An 18,441-nucleotide genomic window follows, 5' to 3' on the forward strand; every position below is an offset into this window, starting at 1 on the left:
ATTTTATGGTTACAAAGAAAGCAAATGTAAATCGCAGGGTAATAATACAGTAGAGGTCTTACATACTGATTGGCCATACAAACTTACGGGGATTCAACCGAAATCAGGAAAATGATGATGAGAAAAAATCAATCCAGCAAAAGGTTCAAGCAAAAATGATTGACCTGTATCAATTGCTCCATAATAAAAAACCCCGCTCCAAAAGCGGGGTCTTCGAATGCCAGTTGGGCTGGTACTTTATTTCACTGGTTAATTGTCCAGATCAGCTGCTTTGATGAACTTCAACTCCGTAGGTTTAAAACTTACCTGCGATGCCAGGGCCGGATCGGAGATCACATTATGCACCCCATCGATGCTCGACTGCATGATGCCGAACCCTTCTACATCAAACGGTTTATCCACCACCGGCTTAAAGAATTTTACCAGGGGCATACCGGTGAGCCCATGGGTTTGTAAACTATAATAGACCTGGGTCTTATTGCTTTCCACTTCCACATTGGCGGCTACTACCGGCAATTTCGCCAGGCTGATATTCTTTTTGATCTTCTTCACCAGCAGGTGAACGGAATAACCGCATCCATACACCTGGGTGCCGGTATCGCATTTTACCACTTTGGGTTCTACATAATAAACATGATAACTGGCTTCCGTACGCCCGAGGGTAGTGCCGCCAAAACCAGGTACGGCCATGCCCGCATTTAAGTTTCCATTAAAGACCTTTACAATGGTCTTTAAACTGGTCAGGTCCTGCCTGCCCCTGGGTACGTCATTACAATTGGCAAGGCTGCCATCCGGTTTCTCCAGTTTGTCGATGCCCCCGATAGTATCCATTGTAAATTGCCGGCTGCTATCCAGGATGGCATTGATCGCTTTGGTGAGCGATGATTCATCCAGGGATATTTGTGCCCCTGGAATGGATCCGGTCTCTGTTTCGGGAATAGCAGCCTTTTTTTTGGAGACGCAGGCAGTAAATAAGAAAACACTCAGAAAAAAACACAGGTAATTTCTCATAATAATCATTTTGAGGAAAAAATAGGTTAACAATATGACTACTAATGAGCGCTTACCTTATAATTAAAACCAGGATGGTTCATGAATGCATGTAAATTTATACCTATATAACACTCCCCCAACAGGTGTTTTTCCCGTATTTTTTGATCAGGGGCGAAAATTCGATGATGAACTGTTTATTCACTACACAAAGCAAAGCCACGGTTCAAGTACTTTTGCGGTCATTTATGAAAATAGCAACTATGACCAAGCAATTCCCCGCCTTGTTACTCCTGGCTTCCTTGTTAAGCGTGTTTACGGCCTGTGATAAAGACGACCCCATTGACGAACCCGAATTGAACCTTCCGCAGTATCATTTGAAAAGTATAGAATGGAATAATGGCCTGAAAGGCGCCTTTGTATACAATGCCGACAGCAGCCTGCAACGCATCGATTATACCTACCGCAATGTAGCCGGCAGTACGGAATATGGCTGGCAGGGCAATAAACTCGTAGAAATGTATGATGACCGTTCTTCTTACAAGAACGTCTTTGAATACGATGCCGGCGGCAAAGTAGTGCGTATGATCAATAGGGAAAAGGTACCTACTTCTGACAGGCATTACACGTTCGATTTTATCTATAACAGTTCCGGTAAACTGGATAGCCTGCGTTATTCCATCACCAATGAAGCCGGTACTTCGGTAAAGACATTGAGCAGGTACTATTACAATAGCGCCGGCGAGCTGGAGAAAGTGATCACCAAGCAGGGTAATAATGAAATAACGCATACCATCGATAGCTGGTCGCCCCTGGTAAGTTTTGAACCGGCTAATTACCTGGATCCCTCGCTGGTGGAGAACTACCCGGTGTATAACCTGGCCCTGGTGCTGCAGCTGCACAAAATAAAGAAGCTGCCGGCGAAGGTGACCCGCATCGTACAATTAGGCGCCGACCCTTCCTTTGTTGATAAGATAGAAGAGCATGTATATACGGTAACCGATTACCGCATCGAGAAAGTAGCTTCTACCACCCGTTACCCGCAGATGCCCGATTATACCGTGCACCTGGATGCGGTGTATCACTACTATTAATAAGCGGCCGGCGGCCGTTGATATATTCCAAGCACTGATTGGACAAGGCAAAGGAACCGGTTGAACGGCGTTTCCTTTGCCTTTTTTCATGGAAAGCCGTGCCAATTGTTGTAAAAGCGGTGCTAATCGAGCAAACTATGTCATCTTTGGGCAAAACATGAACTGATTTTTTATGCAAGGGATGGGCGAAGCTGTAAATTTGGTGAGTAGACCTTTTTTCTTATAACCTTATTTGAAATGTAGAACGATGAGAAGCCGGCTATTTTCTATTAACAAGATAAATCGTTCTGCCATGCTCAACACGAAACCTTATTCAAGCTATGTGCTTGCGGCGATCAATTCCATTAAAAAGCACATCGATACCGATCCTTTCCGGTACCGCAGCGCCGCCGACCTGCTCGAAGAGATCAGCAGCCCCCACCGCAATTCGGTTGAAAAAGCATTTAAAGAAGTGTACGGTTACCGCATTAAAGAATACCAGGTAAAGCAACGCCTGCAAATTGCCAAGCTCTATTTAAAGCAGGGCTTATCTAAAAAGCAGGTAGCCACCAAATGCTTTTATGGATCTTCCAGCGCCTTTTGTACGGCCTTTAAAAAAGAGTTCGGCATGGCGCCTACCGAATGGGAAAAAGCCTTCCAGGAGCATATGGCCGCCCTGGACAATGCAAAAAGATAAAAGAATACTGCAAAAAGAAAAAACAATGCAGCAAAAAGATAAAATGGACCAATGTAACTTGCATACAGAATGAAAGAAGCTCCGGTGATTGCCGCCGGAAGAAATAAGGAGAACAGTTAAAGGCCATTTGTAGTTGTTCAGCACTCACCTCAGGCAATACAAATTCAAAGAGTCATCTAATTAAATAACAAGAACCCGGTTTTCGTCCGGGATTTTCACCAATCTATTGAACTGCCTGTAGGCAGGTAAATGTAATCTATCCTAAATGGATAAGGTTTCCGCCGGTACGCCGTGGCTTTCTAGCTACAGCATAAACGGCTACTAACATCGAAGAGAATGTGATCATTCTATCGACCCCTTTCACCACTAGCTGTTACAAGATACATAATGAAACGATCCTACTCGTCTCCGCCCGCTGGCGGAAGGCGAACGGGAATACCATTAAACATTATCAACCATTTTATCATGGAAGGTCCTGTTATTCACAACCGGAATACAAAGATTTTATCCTTCAGCTGGCTCACGAAAGCTACCATTGTAGAAACCATTGCGCTATTATTTATCATCCTCTTCTTATATACTGGCATTAGTAAATTAATGGAGTATTCCGTATTTAAAGAGCAAATTGCCGAGTCACCTATCTTAAAGCCTGTATCATCATTTATCGCCTGGGCATTACCCATCACCGAATTCATTGTATCCATTATGTTAATGGTGCCCAGATGGCGTTTGAAGGGATTATATAGTTCGCTCTTCTTAATGATCGCATTTACTATTTATATAGGAGCCGTGATGACCTTCTTTAAAGAACTGCCCTGCAGTTGCGGTGGGATCATCTCTTTGCTCTCCTGGAATGGCCATTTAGTCTTCAATAGCATCTTTATACTACTAGCCGCCATTGGCGTACGGTTGGAAAAACAGATCCGCCGCTCGATCAAAGCAGATTGGAGCAGGGTTCAATTGTAAATCTTGAAAATATGCCTTATGCCTGATACAATACAAACAAGCAACAGTTTGATGCCACAGCCTATGCCGGAGACACTGCAACAAGCAGCGGAGTTATACAGCGAAAGCGGAAGCACATTACAAACTGCGAATGAAAAAGCCATCGGCATTAACCGTTTATCGATTATAATTCCGGCTTATAATGAGGACAAGACGATTGCATTGATCCTGGACAGGATCAATGAAGTGAAGTTGATCCGGAATATTGAGAAGGAGGTGATCATTGTGAATGATTGTTCGAAGGATAATACGGAGGCGGCTGTGCAAAATTATATTGCCAATACACCGAATTTGACGATCAATTACTTTAAATATATAAAACACGATGTAAACCAGGGAAAGGGTGCGGCTATCCATACAGGCATTGCCCAGGCAACCGGCGAATACCTGTTGGTACAGGATGCTGACCTGGAGTATGACCCGGGCGAGTACAACACACTCTTGAAACCCATTGTACTGGGCTCGGCAGATGTGGTATACGGCTCAAGATTTATGGGCGGTAATCCTCACCGCATCCTGTTCTTCTGGCATTCGATCGGGAATAAGTTCCTCACCTTCTTAAGCAACATGTTCACCAATTTGAACCTGACGGATATGGAGACGGGATATAAGGTGTTCAAGACTTCTATTATTCAACGGATCTCCTTAGCGGAAAAAAGATTTGGGTTTGAACCGGAGGTGACGGCGAAGATCTCTATGGTACCTAATGTTCGAATATATGAGGTTGGGATTAGTTATTATGGGAGAACGTTTGCTGAGGGAAAGAAGATTGGGTGGCGAGATGGTTTAAGAGCAATCTATTGTATCCTGAAATACGGCTTTCTAAGTACGCCGCTTGCGATTTTTAAGCAAAGATAAGTGAGACGAAAACCATACACCTCATGATTCTTCATCAATCACAATATAACAGCCTATGACGGATTGCACCAAAAATACTAACGTTTCCTTCAAGGACTTTCTTTTTAAAAATAAAAACAATAAATCACTTTTGTTGTTATCAGGAATGGCAGCATTGATTGGGTTTGCTCTGTTTAAATACTTCTATCCTTTTGCTAGTTTTATTCACGGAGATTCCTTTTCTTATTTAACAGCCGCCTTTTATAACTCAGGTATAAACACCTATTTAATAGGCTATTCCAAATTCTTACGCTTGTTCAGTGTTATTAGCTCTTCCGACACTGCACTAGTGGCATTTCAATACTTTTTTATCGAAGCTTCAATAGTTTTTCTATTATTTACATTATTTTACTTTCACAATATAAATGCGATTACAAAAAAGATATTACTACTCTTTATGGTATTAAATCCTTTGTTTTTGCATTTAGCAAATTTAATCTCAAGCGACAACTTTTTTCTTGCAACTAGTTTAGTCTGGTTTACCCTGTTAATATGGATTATATATAGGCCATCTAACGTAATTATCACCTTAAACATCATAATGCTCTTTATCACTTTCACAACCAGGTATAATGCATTAATATATCCATTTATTACGGCTGTTGTTTTGCTCTTATCAAACATTTCACCAAGAAGAAAACTCATATGTATTGCTGCTTGTTTTCTTTTTTGTGGCACTTTCGTTTGTTATACTTCCTACAAATACAAAAGACTTACAGGACACTGGCAGTATTCACCTTTTGGTGGTTGGCAACTAGCCAACAATGCAATGTATGCCTATAGATATGTTGACAGTTCTAATCGCAAACCTGTACCTAACAAATTTTACGCATTGGACAAAATGATCAGGCAATACTTTGACACCACCCGCGATGTAAATAAACATCCCCAGGAGGCACTTAAAGCAAGCACTGTATATATGTGGACACGTGAATTGCCACTATTTAAATATAGAGACTCATTGTACGCAAAAGATACAACTTCTGGAGAGTTGAAAAGATGGTCATCTATGGCACCGCTCTACAAAGACTATGGACTTTATATTATAAGGACATATCCATGGCAATTTGTTGAACATTTTATCTGGCCGAACTTTAAAAAGTACTATGCACCACCAGTCGAATTTTTGGAAGTATACAACTCAGGATCTGATAGTGTGCAGGACATCGCAAAAGTATGGTTTTCTTATAAAAGTTTGCGGGTAAAGACACGTAAAAGCACCAAAGATGTATTGGAGCTAAGATTTTACCCAGTCTTATCAGGAATAGCAAATAGCGTAATGTTCCTCACCGTAATATGCTTTCTTTTATTAAACGGGTGGATTTATGATGTAAACTTTCGAAAGGGTTTGGCTCTAGCCTTTGGCCTTTGGATAGTTAATGCAGCCTTTACAATATTTGCTTCATCCGCTGCTTTACGCTTTCAATCTTTTCCTATAACAATTACAACAATTTATGTAGTGTTATTATTAGACTGGATGATTAACTTAATGAGATCTTTCGATAAAGAAAAATCTTTAAAAAACAGCCCTTCTGTAGAAAGGACAGAGTGGATATTAGAAAACTGAATAATGTACATGATAAATAAATTGGATTTGTGACGCGGATTGCAATTAAAACGTAGCATACCTTTCACAATTACCGGAAATATTCTTTTATGCTATACCTAAGAACATTTATAATATACATTTTCTTTACAGGGTGCCTTGGCATTCAAGGGCAAAAAACTGGTCATGAAGGTAAAATTATGCCATCATTTAAACTATTATTGTTGGATAGCATTAATTATTTAAATACGAATGATATTCCGAAAGGGAAACCCGTGATATTATTTTATCTAAGTCCTCATTGCCCTTATTGCAAAGCTCAATTAACAGAAATAATCGAACAAATTCAAAATCTAAAGAATATAAATATTTATGTCTTTAGTACAACTGGCTTGGATGAAATGAGAAAAATTTATGTCCAATATCGTTTGGACAAATATAAAAACATTAAGGCTGGCGTTGATCATACTTATTTTTTCTGGAAATATTTTAAGGTTTCTGGAGTACCATATATTGCTATCTATGACAAGGACAAAAAATTAATTGAGGCATATTTAGGAAATATTTCAGTAAAGCACATTAAGAAAGTTGCTGAAAGCTAACAAAAATGATACTAATGTCACAGGCACACTGTTATAAGTATCTTTTAGCACAGACCAGTTTTTACGTATACTCAACTATAGAACTTGCTTGAAAATTGTATTATATGAATCTTAGTTATTTAAATATTATACACATATATATAGCAATTGCAATGTCGATACTAAATAATACTTAAAGCCAAAATGCTGGTCTCATTATATAAGAAATGTAAAAGAAACTATTACAATCTTTAAGACGGATCCTCTTAGAGAGAAATATTTTCTTCTAATTATGTTTTCTATTTGTTTACTAGCACAATTTAATATCTTGTTTGTCGCTAATAACAATATAATGAAGTGCCAGCAAAATAACACCATATGGTTGGCAAATGGGGAAGCTGAAAACCATTAAATAGAGTAGGCATAATTAATAACTCAAAATTTAGCTTTTTTAAAAAAAGCAACTATTTTATGAAAAAAGTAAAAGTTATGTTGAGTGCAATCACTGTATTAGCAGTGGTGAGCGGAGCATTGGCCTTTAAAGCTAACAACGTTCATTTTAAGAATTTTAGTGGCCTGACTACTTGGTACACAACTACAGCTGGTGGTACTAATTGCTCAATTGAAACTCCTAATTTGAGAGAAGTTTCTACCGGTGGTAGCGTAATTAAAGCTTATACCACAACAACAAACAATTCTACTTTCTGCAAAAGCAGAAACTTAACTGACATAGAATTATAGTCTTCATGTTTTTGACAAAAGAATAAGTTGTCATTAATAATTGAGGTATAGCGTAGAGGCTATCTCGTCTGTTCTCAAAAACACGAGATAGCCTCATTTTTGAATTGTGTAACTGTTGTGATTTAAAAAACCCGAGAATAAAGGAGCCGACTTCTGGCTGCGTCTATTAACAAACCTGCAGCAACAGGTGTAACTGATATACTGATTGCCTGTATATATGTTTACAAGGTTTCCTTGAAGCCATCGGCAGTATTTGTTGGCCATCGACAGACCTGTATTGTTCATCAGATACGCCATTACATCAAGTAAGTTGTGTATCCCTGCGCAAGTATATGTTGCATTTAAACGAAGATCTATCGAAGGTTACTTTTTTTAATGATGTGGTAAAAGCTCCTTTACTCTGTTTACAGGATGCTGAGGTATTGTTTGCAATACTTCCTTTAGCCATGAGTATGGTTCTGTTCTATATTATGCATTTTACAGGTGCCCAACAAGCTATATAACATGCCGCTCCGTTTTGCAGCTTCGTGAGAGCCGGCGAAGAGATAATTTTTTCTACCGAGGGCCACGGGACGTATACTGTTTTCCACTGGGTTGTTATCGATTTTCAACCGACCATCAGTAATATATATATATAGATAGCTTATTCCACCACTCGATGCTATACGCCAGCGCTTTGCCAATGGCGCTTCTAGGCAGTACCTGTACATATTGCTGTTGCACCCATAATCCCAATTGTAATTCGGTAATTACAACTACAGAGTTTTTGGCAATCAGGAATACACAACAATTGGCAACAAGAGTACATAACTTTTGGTAACAATGGTGCAAAGAAATTGGCAACAATGTAAATTTCGCTTAAGGGGCGGTCGTGTTGAATTGACATATCTCTTTTATTAAGTAAGAAGAAGTTTGTAATCTCGAGAAACGACTGGAATGCCATATAATGAATTGATGTTTGGACGATCGGAAATATTTGAGGTGATTAATGCAGAAAAAGAAGATGGGAAGGTGTTAATTTATGTCAGAAGTAAGCAATCGGGAAGTAATTGCCCAAATTGTAATGAATTAAGCTCCCGTTTACACAGTTATTATACAAGAAAGATTATGGATTTGCCACTGGCAGGTAGCCAAACCTGGTTAATTCTCCATGTAAGAAAGTTTTATTGCCTTAATGTCAATTGCATCCGAAAAGTATTTGCAGAACGGTTTTCGGGGCATATAGTCGCCCGTAAAACAGTTACGAAACGAGTAAATGAAAAGTTTTTAAAAATTGCTTCGTTAATGGGAGGAAAGGGAGGTGTTCGAATATGTCAATTAATGAATAGGCCGACCAGCAGTTCGACCTTAATTAGATTAATACATCAGCAACCCCTTGAGCAGAGCACTGTTCCTAAGGTATTGGGTATTGATGACTGGGCTTTTAAAAAGGGCTCTCGATATGGTACAATTATCGTAGATCTTGAGAAGCGAAAAATAATCGATTTGTTACCTGATAGAGAAACTGTTTCAGTTGAAGGATGGCTAAAAGCACACCCCGGTGTTGAAATTGTAAGTCGAGACCGGTATTCTAATTTTGCCAATGGTGTAAAAAAAGCATCTCCATTCATTAAGCATGTCGCCGACCGTTGGCACCTGCTTAAAAACCTGGGTGATGCAATGCAAAAAGCATTGGATAGAAATATTGTTAGTTTAAAAGCTGCCAGGCAGCGAATGAGCTATCAAGCGAATAACGAAGTTCAACCTCAACCCGTTGTGAGAAAAGAAAATGAAATAACTGAGAATGGCGTGATAGCCAAAAAATTCCATCAAGTGAAGCAAATGTTGTTCGATGGTAATAGTATTAAAAAAATTGCAAGGGATACCGGCGTAACTAGGATTACTATCAGAAAGTGGAAGTCATTTGACTTTCTGCCCCCCAAGAGGTCACCCAGAATGACCAACATGCACCTTTATGATGAAGCAGTAAGTAAAATGCTGGATGAAAATCCAAGGATGGAAACAAAGGAAGTCTTAGAGAAAATTACAGAAATGGGGTACAAGGGATCAACAACAATGTGCTATGAGAATGTCAGAAAATTGCGCGAAGGAAAAATAAATAATACTACGAATCAGTTGCCAACGATATTCTGGGTGCCATCTAAAGCCAGCAATCTCTTTTATATTGATAGACGACGCTTATCAAAGGAAGAGAAATTGTTTATTAATACCCTATGCACGGAGAGTAAGGAAATCAAAAGAGCTGCAAAACTCATACGGCAATTCAAAAGCATGCTCAAGAAAAAAGACGGTTCAATGTTAAATGCATGGATCAAAAATGCTATATCATCAAACGTCAAAGAAATCAAAGGATTTGCAAAAGGATTACTTTCTGATTTCGAGGCAATCGAAAATGGCGTAAAATTACCATGGAGTAAGGGCCCGGTAGAAGGCCTGGTTAATAAGTTGAAAATATTCAAGCGTCAAATGTACGGTAGGGCGAGTTTTGAGCTTTTAAGAAAAAGATTAGTAAACCACCAAGCTTGACGAAGAACCAGCATCACCGGAATGATCCTAAACTGTTCTAGCTAGTATTTGATCCGACAGTTTGAGGATTTTTTCTTTTTAGTTTTATAGGGTCAGGATATATTTTATGCTGCAGGTGGGACATCCTGTAGCATTTTTTGCTTTGCTAAAGGTAAGGTTTCTAAAAATGTTTGCATAGGAGTTCTGCCATAACAGTATTTGCCAGAGTGCGTACGCTGGTTATTATACTCTTCTAACCACAGATGTAGATCACGGTCCATGGTATCCCCCCAATACGTTTCATGGTAACCCCTCGATACGTTGATGGTAACCCCGCCTGCTTTTAGTTGAATGTTCCAATTTGTCTCTTTGAACCCATCTTTTTCTCCCACTTTTGCAAGTTTCATTATTTTTTTCTGCACTGTCAATACGGCACATGGTACCCCCTTCAGAAGCATCTTCGTATTATGGTTATTACGGTGATTGGCACCCCCTGTGGAGTACTGATCCGACTTAATACGGAGCATGGTAACCCCTCTGTCAGAAGGTTCAAAAGCGTCAGCGCAATTGTATTCATTTGCCCCTATTTAGAAACATAAACAGGGGAAATGGCTCAAAAAGCAGTTGATATGAATCAGATCAAACAAGTTTGGCAATTAAGACAGGACGGTGTTGCCATTAAAGAAATTGCCCGTAGAACAGGTATTAGCCGCAAGACGGTAAAAAAATATCTGCGCAAAATGGAGCCCATCGATGCCGGTGAGGATCCATACCCTGGCAGCGATAAGGAGCTGGCATCCGTTGTTTATAATAGCGATTATACGCTCATACGTGGTAAACGATTCGAAGCCCTGCTGGCTCATTTTACGCTGGCGCAGCACGAGCTGCATAAAACCGGCGTGACCAAACAGTTGCTTTGGATCGAATATTGCCAGGGACATAAAAATCCCTATGGATATACGCAGTACTGTTTGCTGTTTAGAAAATTTTTGAAAGACAGCGACCCCGCTTTCCACTGGGAATATAATCCGGGAGAGTTTATACAAGGCGATTTTGCAGGAAAGAAACTCAGCTATGTAGACAGGCAAACGGGTGAAGTGATTATGTGCGAAGTGTTCATTGGTGTATTACCTTTTAGCGGACTGATCTTTTGTATTGCAGTGTCATCACAAAAGACAGCTGACTTTGCCCATTGCATCAATGAATGCCTCAAATACATTGCCGGGGTTACAAAAACCATCCTGTGTGACAATTTTAAAACGGCCGTAAAGCGCGCTGATAAATACGAACCAGCATTTACAGATCTTTGTAACCAGCTCGCTGAACACTACAATACTACGTTCAGCGCTACACGCCCGGCAGAGCCTAAGGATAAGGCAATGGTAGAGAAAGCAGTGAACATTGTTTATACAAATATCTATGCCCGTTTACGCAATGAAGTGTTCCACAGTATCGAATCGCTTAATCATCACATCCGCCTGCATCTGGACACCCTTAATCGCAAGCCGTATAAGAACAGTTCAGAAAGCCGCCTGGATATATTTATGCGCCAGGAACAGCCCGTTTTAAAGGCACTGCCTTCCCAGCCATACCAGGTGAAAAAAGGCAAACAGGTAACCGTTCAGACCAACTATGCTGTCCAACTCCCCGATAACAAGCATTATTACACAGTCCCATACCAGTACGTTGGATGTAAAGTTTGGCTGAGTTATGATAGCAGGACCCTGGAAGTATTCTACCAAAATGAGCGCATTGCGTTCCATGTCCGTAGCAGTAACGAACCTAAGTTTAACCGCATCCACGAACACATGCCATCCAACCATCAGCATATGGTTGAATTACGAGGATGGACTGTAGAACAGTTGCTCACAAAAGCCGGCTGGGTAGGCGAATATACCAGGCAAGCGGCCGACCGACTGCTCCATGGTAGCATATATCCGGAACAGAACTTCAAGACCTGTCACGCCATGATACGCTTACAAGACTTATACGGCAAAGATCGTCTGGAAGCAGCTTGCCGCCGGGCTTCCAACGTTCCCAGGCCAACATTGAAAATGATCCGTAATATTTTGGAAGCAGGGCTGGATAAACAACCATTACTTTTTAATGAAGAGCAGGATGAACCAGAACAATTACCTGATCATGAGAACATAAGAGGACCTGAAAATTACAAATAGAGATCAAGACGATGAAACACTCATAATACATGCCAGCCCCTGACGCCTGCGGCGGGCTTGCACTGGAGGAAGCACAGGATTTTACCTCTAATATTTTATGATGATTTTATTAAGCAATCCTATGCTTCCTCGAGCGCCAAACATTTATCTAATCAATTTAAAAATCAACATCAATGAACACAACACAAAGCCTCACGCAAATGGAGAATCTGAAGTTAACAGGCATGGCTGCCAGTTATCGTTCGCAATTGGAGCTACCCGTTAATCAGCAGTTAGAAGGACACGAACTACTGGCTCATCTACTTCAGGCTGAACAATTACACCGAACGAATGAACGCATGGAATCGCTGTTAAAATCTGCCAGGTTACGATATAACATCACAGCCCAGCAGATAGACTGCAGCACCGACCGAAACCTAACAAAAGCTTCTTGGGCCAGCTTACTGGAAGGCAATTACATCAAGGCTGGGGAAAATTTATTGATTACTGGCGCAACTGGCTGTGGTTATGTAAAGTTCAGGATTATGTAAAGTAAATACTGCAATGCATTGTAATACAGCAATACGATCACGATTTACTTTACATAATTTTTCGATCATTAGAAGTTCCTCAGCCAATCGATTAGACTTTCATTGTTATTCCATTCCGGCACTTCGTTATTCATAACATCGCTGTATGCTTTTTCAATGGCTTCCCGCTTATGTTTCGAGTCGACTCTTGCATAAACTTCTGTTGTTTGAACTGATTCATGGCCAAGGATGTCTCTAATGTAAACCAGATTTACACCTGCCTGAAGTAAATGCATAGCTTTAGAGTGTCGAAGAGAATGACAGCTGATTTTATCTGGTATAAGCGATTGATTTTTATTCCGCGCCATATCAGCATATCGTTGCAGTACATGACCCACTCCGGCTCTTGTTAATTTTTCTTTTCGAGTATTAAAAAATAAAGGATATAAATTGGCTTGTGGTTCAAATAATTTATTTTTCTGCATGTAATATTTTAAATGAACAACCTCCTGCTCCATTAGAGGAACGATTCTGGCCTTATTCCCTTTTCCAATAAGTTTAATAGTAAATGGTTTATCCAGCCGAAGGGACGATGGTGTCAAGTCAATAATTTCCTGCACCCTGGCTCCCGTATCATACATTAGCGCAAGCATCGCAAGATCCCGAGCACCTTTTCTGGATAATTGATCAGGTTGCAGAAGAAGTAATTTGATCCCATCTACAGTTAAATAATTAATAACTTCTTTTTTGGCTTTCTTTACCTTTATAGACAAAATTTGTTGCCATTCATTTAGCCGATCAGGTTCCCTATACTGCATAAATTTAAAAAAGGAATGGATTGCCGCTAGCCTTACATTACGCGTAGAGTCACTATTCTTTCTTGTTTGCTGGAGCCAATCCAAAAATTGAACAATCGACTCCCGGCTACAATGACCGAGACTAAGCTTCTGCACTTTTACATTTTTCTGAGTGTTCATAAATTCGATAAATAATATAAATGTCATTTTATAAGATGATATTGTATTATAACTCATGCCTCTTTCAGCAGGGAGATATTTACTTAAAAAGTCAGTGAGGCTTTTAGAAAAATCAGTTGGCTTCATTTTTCGATTAGATGATAGATTTCTGGAAATAAAAAAGGAAAGGCTTCACTTGTTTTTGCGATGATCGAAGGAAACATTTCAGCAGTCAACCTGATATATTTATCGGTTGCGCCTATTGATTGATGCCCCAAATAAGTGGATAACACTGGCAGAGAATAATATAAATCTACTCCTGCCTCTGCCATATTTGCCAGCGTGTGTACACTAAATGTATGGCGTAAATCATGTAGCCGGGGTCCTAATCCTTTTCCGGCATGTGGTATTTTTGCCTTATATAATACACGCCGGAACCATTTGTATGCGGCGTGTATATTACAGGCAGAACCATCTGGATTAATGAACAAACGATTGCTGTCATTTATAATCGGGAAGTTTTGTCGATAGTCTAAATACTCTTTGCATACCTTACATAGAGAGTCAGAAATAGGCACCAGTCTTTCTTTCCCATTTTTAGTATATCGTAGTACAAGATATTTTGCCTTGATATTTATATCGTCACAGGATAAGGAAAGCGCTTCACTTACACGTAATCCTGTTCCATATAATAATCGAAGTAAGGCAGGTATAATAAAAACTTTTGAGGTTAGATTAAGTCGCGTTCCTTTAAGTTGATCACTTGCTTTAAACAATAAGGCTATTTGATCTTTCGTAAAGATATATGGAGTGAAGTTTTTACTTAGCTTGGGTAAATCCGGTATGTACGACTGATAACCAAGCGTATTTAAAAATGATGAGAACCCTCTTATGACTTGTATTCTGGAGTATCTCGTTTTAGGGGATTCATGCGGACGCTTTTTATACCAGGCATCTGATAATTCCTTTGATATTCCGATAGTCGATTCTTCTCTTGATAAAACAAGTTTATCAAATTGACTAAAAATATATTCCGGGTCACGATATTTATAACCCAGACTTCTTTTAAGAGTAATATATTCTTCAAAGAGAGGACCATATTCGCTGTAATAAAATTTTCTCATTATTTGTGCCCTCCTTTTTGTTGGTAAAATGATGACGGTATTAAATCAACCTCAAGTGCGCACTGCCTAAGCGCATTTATATCGATACGCATGTAATACATGGTCGACTCCGAACTGCTATGACCCAATGCCTCAGAGATAACCGGCAATGTTGTTTTATTGGAAAGTAATTTTTCTGCAAAGCTATGACGCAATGCGTGTGGCCCATGTTTTCTATTCCCTATTTTAATGCCTGCACGCTTTAAATTATACCGAACGAGTCCACCGACGGAAGATTTTTCTATTCTATCATGTGGTGCTAATAACTGCAAAAAACAGTATGGTTCGTCAGAAACAGGTCTGCCATATTTCATATAATCAATTATGGCATTTCCTATTTCAGGTAAAAGTGGAAGAGTAATATGTTTTTTCGTTTTTACCTGGTTAAACTCGATAATGTTCTTTTCCCAAATAATATTTTCAAATTTAAGAGCGACTATATCGGATGTTCTAAGACCAAGTTTTGTTGCCAGAAGCAATATTGCGTAATCACGCTTACCAACAGGACTGGATCGGTCTATAGAACCAAGCAATGTTGTGACCTCTTCTTTAGAAAATACAGATGGAAGCTTCGGTTGCTTGTCATAATTTACCCTGGGTACAATTATAGAATAATTTGATTCAATCAGTGACTGATCAAATAAGTGCCTCAAATAGCCCTTTAAAATGCCTAGAGCAATTGATTTACTTGCCAGCAGATGAGGAGAGATGCTTCTCGTGAATGAAAGTATATCATGTTTGGATATTTCATTTATCTTTTTAATTCCCTTTTCATTTAAATGAAGAAGAAACCTGTTGAGGTACAGATAATAATTATGTATGGTTGCTTTGGAAAGATTAAGTAATGCCTGTCTGCGGGTAATATATTCCAGCATTGATTCTCCAATTACACCAGTAAATATTTTTGGTGGATTTCGTTGAGTGCCCTTTAATACTTTACCAGTTTCCTGAAATTCATGCAGCGCCTCAATAAGATTGACCATGTTTTTCCCGGAATAGCGAAGGGATCTATATTCGTATTTTCCAAGGGTTGATGTAAAAAACATTTCCGAAACAGATCGATCAAAATATTTGATCTTATGCGTTAACATGAACGCTTTAACTTTCTTCCATTGCCGATTATAATAATGGACAGTACTATCTGCTCTGTGAATACTCCGTAGATAATCACTAAATAATGCAATTACTTCATCGATGGTTTGTTTTTTCTTAGCCATTACATATTTTTTACGTTCCAGACAAAATCGTCTCTTCAATGTAAAAAATAATGTAAAGTGTTATGAGGTAAAGTTTAGGAGCCAGCGTTGATTTACAAAAGGTTGTAAAAATTGCTTTACATAATCCTAAGCTTTACATAACCTGATTTATGCAAAGTTTTACATAAATCAGGCAAGAGTGCGATAGCGTGTGCCTCTGGGACATCAGGCATGTATAATGGGTATTAAAACACGCTACTTTAACTTGAACCGGTTAATTGAAACGATCAACATGGCCAAGACAGATGGAAGCTACGTTAAGCTATTAAACCAACTGGAAAAAGTACCCTTGATCATTCTTGACGACTTTGGCTTACAGCATATCAACAAAAACATAAAGCTGGCATTACTCCAAATAATGGAAGACCGGTATGAGAAAAAATCAATCATCATTACTTCTCAATTACCCGTATCAGCCTGGCATGATTACCTGGATGAGCCAACCTTGGCCGATGCAATTCTTGACAGACTGACAGCCAAATGCCATCGAATCGAATTGAGGGGAGAGTCCAGAAGTATCCCTCCGGGAAGTTTAAAAAGCACAAACAGCCAAGCATCTAAATTTACGGTTACCAAAACTGAAATTTGATGCTGGAAGCCAAAGTATCCAATCCCAAACGAACCGCCCGGGAAATGTTTTCCCTGATACAAGAGCAGCAATCCGGGGAATTGCCTGTAAAAGCATTCTGCGAGCTGAAAAAAGTATCGGAAGCTTGTTATTACTATTGGCGAAAAAAATACATGAATCATGCAAAGACAGTTGGCAGGCCGCAAGCAGAAAGTTTTAGCCTGTTGCAACTGGAGGCCGATGAACATAAGGGCGCCGAATTATTCGCGGAATATAATGGACTAAAGCTGTACAAGGAGGTGCCTGTAAGTTATTTAAAAGAGTTAATGCGTTAAGGGTGTTACAAATTAACCATGCCAGCCGGTACCTGCTGTATCATAAATGGACCGACATGCGCAAAAGCTTTGATGGGCTGTGCGGGCTTGTAACGAACGAGTTGAACATGGCGATTAAACTGGGTGATATTTTTATCTTTTTCAACAAACGCCAGACGCATGTGAAACTACTTCATTGGGAAGGTGATGGATTTAGCCTGTATTATAAACGACTGGAATCAGGAACTTTTGAAATGCCAGGATGTATGCAGGCAGGAACGCATAGTGTTATCAGTAGCAGGCAGCTTATGCTCATCTTGCAGGGCATCTCTCTGAAAAAAGCGCACTACCGAAAGCGATATATTGCCGCCGGAACCCGCTGAGAATTGAATCATTCGCATTGGGGAGTTTACTAGAGTTAAGTACGCTATTGTGAAGGCCTTGATTTTTTAAAATCAGTTTTTTGCCCTGGGTTATCCACGTTTGCGCTGTATAACTTTTGTGCCGCTCATCACTGGGCAATACCTTCTGGCTGTTCTATCTTTGGAACAATGGCAGCCGGAAGCGAACACATCAACTACAAAGAGCTGTACGAAGCATTATTACAAATGAATCAGCAACTGCTGCAAAACAATCAGCAGCTGCAAACCTCCAACGAAACATTACACGCTCAATTACTCACGCTTCAATACCAGATACAACGGCTTACCAAACTTGTTAAAGGCTTCAAATCTGAACGATTTGTGCCATCAGGTACGTCGCAACAGCAAAGGGAATTGGACCTTGTATTTGAAGAAGCGGCGGCCAGCACAAAGCTGGCTGAGGTTCAAAAGATAAGCTATACAAAAGTAAAAAAGCCGTCTGCCGTAAACCAGCCTGAGAAGGGTTTGCCCGCGGACCTTAAGAGACTAGTTACTGTTATAGAGCCCAAAGAAGATGTAAGCCATTGCGAAAAGGTGGGCGAAGAAGTTATTGAAACCCTGGATTACAAGCCTGGGGAGTTAATAGTGAATCGCACTGTTATTCCTCAATATCGATGTAGTGTAGAAAATAAATCAGGCGCTACCCGCCTGGTTCAAGGCAATCGTCCAACCCGGGCTATTCAAAGATCAATTGCCGATCCCGGACTGTTAGCGCTGATAATTATTGATAAGTTTATAGATGCCTTACCACTAAACCGCCAGTTGGAAAGGTTCAAGCGCCATGGCATACAAATACCATACAGCACAATAGCTGATTGGGTACGACTTGTGGCAGAAGCCATAGAACCGCTGGCAGAAGCGCTTTTACGAGAAATGTGGCGTTATAATTACTGGCATGCAGATGAAACCGGAATGTAAGCATTCGGTACTGGACATAGGCAGATGAATAATAATGTCGGATATTTTTGTTGTCTAAAAATTTATTATGGAGAAGGTAATAACATCTGAAAAGCAACAAAATGTCCGTCATTCCAGCCAAAC

Annotated in this window: 19 protein-coding genes and 2 pseudogenes; 14 read left to right on the forward strand and 7 right to left on the reverse strand. The window is 39.8% G+C overall.

Annotated elements, in window-relative coordinates:
* Positions 1-249 precede the first annotated feature (249 nt).
* On the reverse strand, positions 250-1,011 hold the full coding sequence (locus JT717_RS22040) for a putative periplasmic lipoprotein (protein ID WP_205513202.1): 762 nt from the start codon (positions 1,009-1,011) through the stop codon (positions 250-252).
* A 242-nt stretch (positions 1,012-1,253) separates the two neighbouring features.
* On the opposite strand from JT717_RS22040, the gene JT717_RS22045 reads away from it, so the two are divergent.
* From JT717_RS22045 to JT717_RS22075, 7 genes are all read left to right on the forward strand, one after another.
* Entirely contained in the window at positions 1,254-2,084 is an 831-nt protein-coding gene (locus JT717_RS22045) for a hypothetical protein (RefSeq protein ID WP_205513203.1), read from the forward strand.
* A gap of 292 nt (positions 2,085-2,376) precedes the next feature.
* Positions 2,377-2,760 (forward strand): helix-turn-helix domain-containing protein, encoded by a 384-nt coding sequence (locus tag JT717_RS22050; protein ID WP_205513204.1) that lies wholly within the window; start codon positions 2,377-2,379, stop codon positions 2,758-2,760.
* Between the two features lie 465 nt (positions 2,761-3,225).
* Positions 3,226-3,726: a MauE/DoxX family redox-associated membrane protein gene (locus JT717_RS22055; RefSeq protein ID WP_205513205.1), complete on the forward strand. Its 501-nt coding sequence runs from the start codon at positions 3,226-3,228 to the stop codon at positions 3,724-3,726.
* An 18-nt stretch (positions 3,727-3,744) separates the two neighbouring features.
* The gene (locus JT717_RS22060) at positions 3,745-4,623 is read left to right on the forward strand and encodes a glycosyltransferase family 2 protein (RefSeq protein WP_240348349.1); all 879 of its coding nucleotides are present in this window, start codon (positions 3,745-3,747) and stop codon (positions 4,621-4,623) included.
* 55 nt (positions 4,624-4,678) lie between these two features.
* Positions 4,679-6,229: a hypothetical protein gene (locus JT717_RS22065; protein ID WP_205513206.1), complete on the forward strand. Its 1,551-nt coding sequence runs from the start codon at positions 4,679-4,681 to the stop codon at positions 6,227-6,229.
* Between the two features lie 89 nt (positions 6,230-6,318).
* Positions 6,319-6,810, forward strand: a complete 492-nt coding sequence (locus JT717_RS22070; RefSeq protein ID WP_205513207.1) for a TlpA family protein disulfide reductase — start codon at positions 6,319-6,321, stop codon at positions 6,808-6,810.
* Positions 6,811-7,260: 450 nt separating this feature from the next.
* Positions 7,261-7,530 carry a hypothetical protein gene (locus JT717_RS22075; protein ID WP_205513208.1) on the forward strand — a complete coding sequence of 90 codons (270 nt, stop codon included), beginning with the start codon at positions 7,261-7,263 and terminating at the stop codon, positions 7,528-7,530.
* 372 nt (positions 7,531-7,902) lie between these two features.
* Here the strand turns inward: JT717_RS22075 and JT717_RS28905 are convergent.
* Positions 7,903-7,977, reverse strand: a pseudogene (locus tag JT717_RS28905) (transposase domain-containing protein); the annotation flags it as partial.
* A complete protein-coding gene (locus tag JT717_RS28480) occupies positions 7,971-8,240 on the reverse strand; it encodes an IS66 family transposase (protein WP_439650916.1) in 270 nt (89 codons plus the stop codon). The gene JT717_RS28480 and the pseudogene JT717_RS28905, both read right to left, overlap by 7 nt.
* Positions 8,241-8,466: 226 nt before the next feature.
* Here JT717_RS28480 and JT717_RS22090 point away from each other — a divergent pair, with 226 nt between their 5' ends.
* Complete coding sequence (locus JT717_RS22090) at positions 8,467-10,056, forward strand: ISL3 family transposase (protein WP_205513210.1); 1,590 nt, start codon at positions 8,467-8,469, stop codon at positions 10,054-10,056.
* A gap of 104 nt (positions 10,057-10,160) precedes the next feature.
* Here the strand turns inward: JT717_RS22090 and JT717_RS28485 are convergent.
* A pseudogene (locus JT717_RS28485) lies at positions 10,161-10,295 on the reverse strand (IS481 family transposase); the annotation flags it as partial.
* Positions 10,296-10,643: 348 nt separating this feature from the next.
* Here JT717_RS28485 and istA point away from each other — a divergent pair.
* Together istA and JT717_RS22105 are read left to right on the forward strand one after the other, a co-directional pair.
* The gene (istA, locus tag JT717_RS22100; protein WP_205513212.1) at positions 10,644-12,212 is read left to right on the forward strand and encodes an IS21 family transposase; all 1,569 of its coding nucleotides are present in this window, start codon (positions 10,644-10,646) and stop codon (positions 12,210-12,212) included.
* 173 nt (positions 12,213-12,385) lie between these two features.
* A complete protein-coding gene (locus JT717_RS22105) occupies positions 12,386-12,742 on the forward strand; it encodes an ATP-binding protein (RefSeq protein ID WP_205513213.1) in 357 nt (118 codons plus the stop codon).
* Between the two features lie 68 nt (positions 12,743-12,810).
* Here JT717_RS22105 and JT717_RS22110 read toward each other — a convergent pair whose 3' ends face one another.
* Genes JT717_RS22110 through JT717_RS22120 form a run of 3 tightly spaced genes read right to left on the reverse strand, consistent with a single transcriptional unit; the run spans position 12,811 to position 16,057 of the window.
* Positions 12,811-13,824, reverse strand: a complete 1,014-nt coding sequence (locus JT717_RS22110; protein WP_205513214.1) for a site-specific integrase — start codon at positions 13,822-13,824, stop codon at positions 12,811-12,813.
* Entirely contained in the window at positions 13,821-14,801 is a 981-nt protein-coding gene (locus tag JT717_RS22115) for a tyrosine-type recombinase/integrase (protein WP_205513215.1), read from the reverse strand. The genes JT717_RS22110 and JT717_RS22115 overlap by 4 nt, the downstream gene beginning before the upstream one ends.
* The gene (locus tag JT717_RS22120; RefSeq protein ID WP_205513216.1) at positions 14,801-16,057 is read right to left on the reverse strand and encodes a site-specific integrase; all 1,257 of its coding nucleotides are present in this window, start codon (positions 16,055-16,057) and stop codon (positions 14,801-14,803) included. Before JT717_RS22120 ends, JT717_RS22115 begins: the two co-directional genes overlap by 1 nt.
* Before the next feature lie 217 nt (positions 16,058-16,274).
* Here JT717_RS22120 and JT717_RS22125 point away from each other — a divergent pair, with 217 nt between their 5' ends.
* The 4 genes from JT717_RS22125 to JT717_RS22140 all read left to right on the forward strand — a co-directional run bounded on the left by JT717_RS22125 (position 16,275) and on the right by JT717_RS22140 (position 18,318).
* Positions 16,275-16,685 (forward strand): ATP-binding protein, encoded by a 411-nt coding sequence (locus tag JT717_RS22125; RefSeq protein ID WP_205513217.1) that lies wholly within the window; start codon positions 16,275-16,277, stop codon positions 16,683-16,685.
* The gene (gene tnpA, locus JT717_RS22130; RefSeq protein WP_205513218.1) at positions 16,685-16,999 is read left to right on the forward strand and encodes an IS66 family insertion sequence element accessory protein TnpA; all 315 of its coding nucleotides are present in this window, start codon (positions 16,685-16,687) and stop codon (positions 16,997-16,999) included. The genes JT717_RS22125 and tnpA overlap by 1 nt, the downstream gene beginning before the upstream one ends.
* 2 nt (positions 17,000-17,001) lie before the next feature.
* Positions 17,002-17,361 (forward strand): IS66 family insertion sequence element accessory protein TnpB, encoded by a 360-nt coding sequence (tnpB, locus tag JT717_RS22135; RefSeq protein WP_369411730.1) that lies wholly within the window; start codon positions 17,002-17,004, stop codon positions 17,359-17,361.
* Between the two features lie 168 nt (positions 17,362-17,529).
* A complete protein-coding gene (locus JT717_RS22140) occupies positions 17,530-18,318 on the forward strand; it encodes an IS66 family transposase (protein ID WP_205513220.1) in 789 nt (262 codons plus the stop codon).
* Positions 18,319-18,441: the final 123 nt, after the last annotated feature.

This window comes from Longitalea arenae, from assembly GCF_016924755.1.
GTDB lineage: Bacteria > Bacteroidota > Bacteroidia > Chitinophagales > Chitinophagaceae > Niastella > Niastella arenae.

Excerpts from the sequence above, each read along its gene's own strand:
- JT717_RS22040 (WP_205513202.1), bottom strand. The coding sequence starts at position 1,011 with ATGAGAAATTACCTGTGTTTTTTTCTGAGTGTTTTCTTATTTACTGCC.
- JT717_RS22045 (WP_205513203.1), top strand. The coding sequence starts at position 1,254 with ATGACCAAGCAATTCCCCGCCTTGTTACTCCTGGCTTCCTTGTTAAGC.
- JT717_RS22050 (WP_205513204.1), top strand. The coding sequence starts at position 2,377 with ATGCTCAACACGAAACCTTATTCAAGCTATGTGCTTGCGGCGATCAAT.
- JT717_RS22055 (WP_205513205.1), top strand. The coding sequence starts at position 3,226 with ATGGAAGGTCCTGTTATTCACAACCGGAATACAAAGATTTTATCCTTC.
- JT717_RS22060 (WP_240348349.1), top strand. The coding sequence starts at position 3,745 with ATGCCTGATACAATACAAACAAGCAACAGTTTGATGCCACAGCCTATG.
- JT717_RS22065 (WP_205513206.1), top strand. The coding sequence starts at position 4,679 with ATGACGGATTGCACCAAAAATACTAACGTTTCCTTCAAGGACTTTCTT.
- JT717_RS22070 (WP_205513207.1), top strand. The coding sequence starts at position 6,319 with ATGCTATACCTAAGAACATTTATAATATACATTTTCTTTACAGGGTGC.
- JT717_RS22075 (WP_205513208.1), top strand. The coding sequence starts at position 7,261 with ATGAAAAAAGTAAAAGTTATGTTGAGTGCAATCACTGTATTAGCAGTG.
- JT717_RS28480 (WP_439650916.1), bottom strand. The coding sequence starts at position 8,240 with ATGTACAGGTACTGCCTAGAAGCGCCATTGGCAAAGCGCTGGCGTATA.
- JT717_RS22090 (WP_205513210.1), top strand. The coding sequence starts at position 8,467 with ATGCCATATAATGAATTGATGTTTGGACGATCGGAAATATTTGAGGTG.
- istA (WP_205513212.1), top strand. The coding sequence starts at position 10,644 with ATGGCTCAAAAAGCAGTTGATATGAATCAGATCAAACAAGTTTGGCAA.
- JT717_RS22105 (WP_205513213.1), top strand. The coding sequence starts at position 12,386 with ATGAACACAACACAAAGCCTCACGCAAATGGAGAATCTGAAGTTAACA.
- JT717_RS22110 (WP_205513214.1), bottom strand. The coding sequence starts at position 13,824 with ATGAAGCCAACTGATTTTTCTAAAAGCCTCACTGACTTTTTAAGTAAA.
- JT717_RS22115 (WP_205513215.1), bottom strand. The coding sequence starts at position 14,801 with ATGAGAAAATTTTATTACAGCGAATATGGTCCTCTCTTTGAAGAATAT.
- JT717_RS22120 (WP_205513216.1), bottom strand. The coding sequence starts at position 16,057 with ATGGCTAAGAAAAAACAAACCATCGATGAAGTAATTGCATTATTTAGT.
- JT717_RS22125 (WP_205513217.1), top strand. The coding sequence starts at position 16,275 with ATGGGTATTAAAACACGCTACTTTAACTTGAACCGGTTAATTGAAACG.
- tnpA (WP_205513218.1), top strand. The coding sequence starts at position 16,685 with ATGCTGGAAGCCAAAGTATCCAATCCCAAACGAACCGCCCGGGAAATG.
- JT717_RS22140 (WP_205513220.1), top strand. The coding sequence starts at position 17,530 with ATGGCAGCCGGAAGCGAACACATCAACTACAAAGAGCTGTACGAAGCA.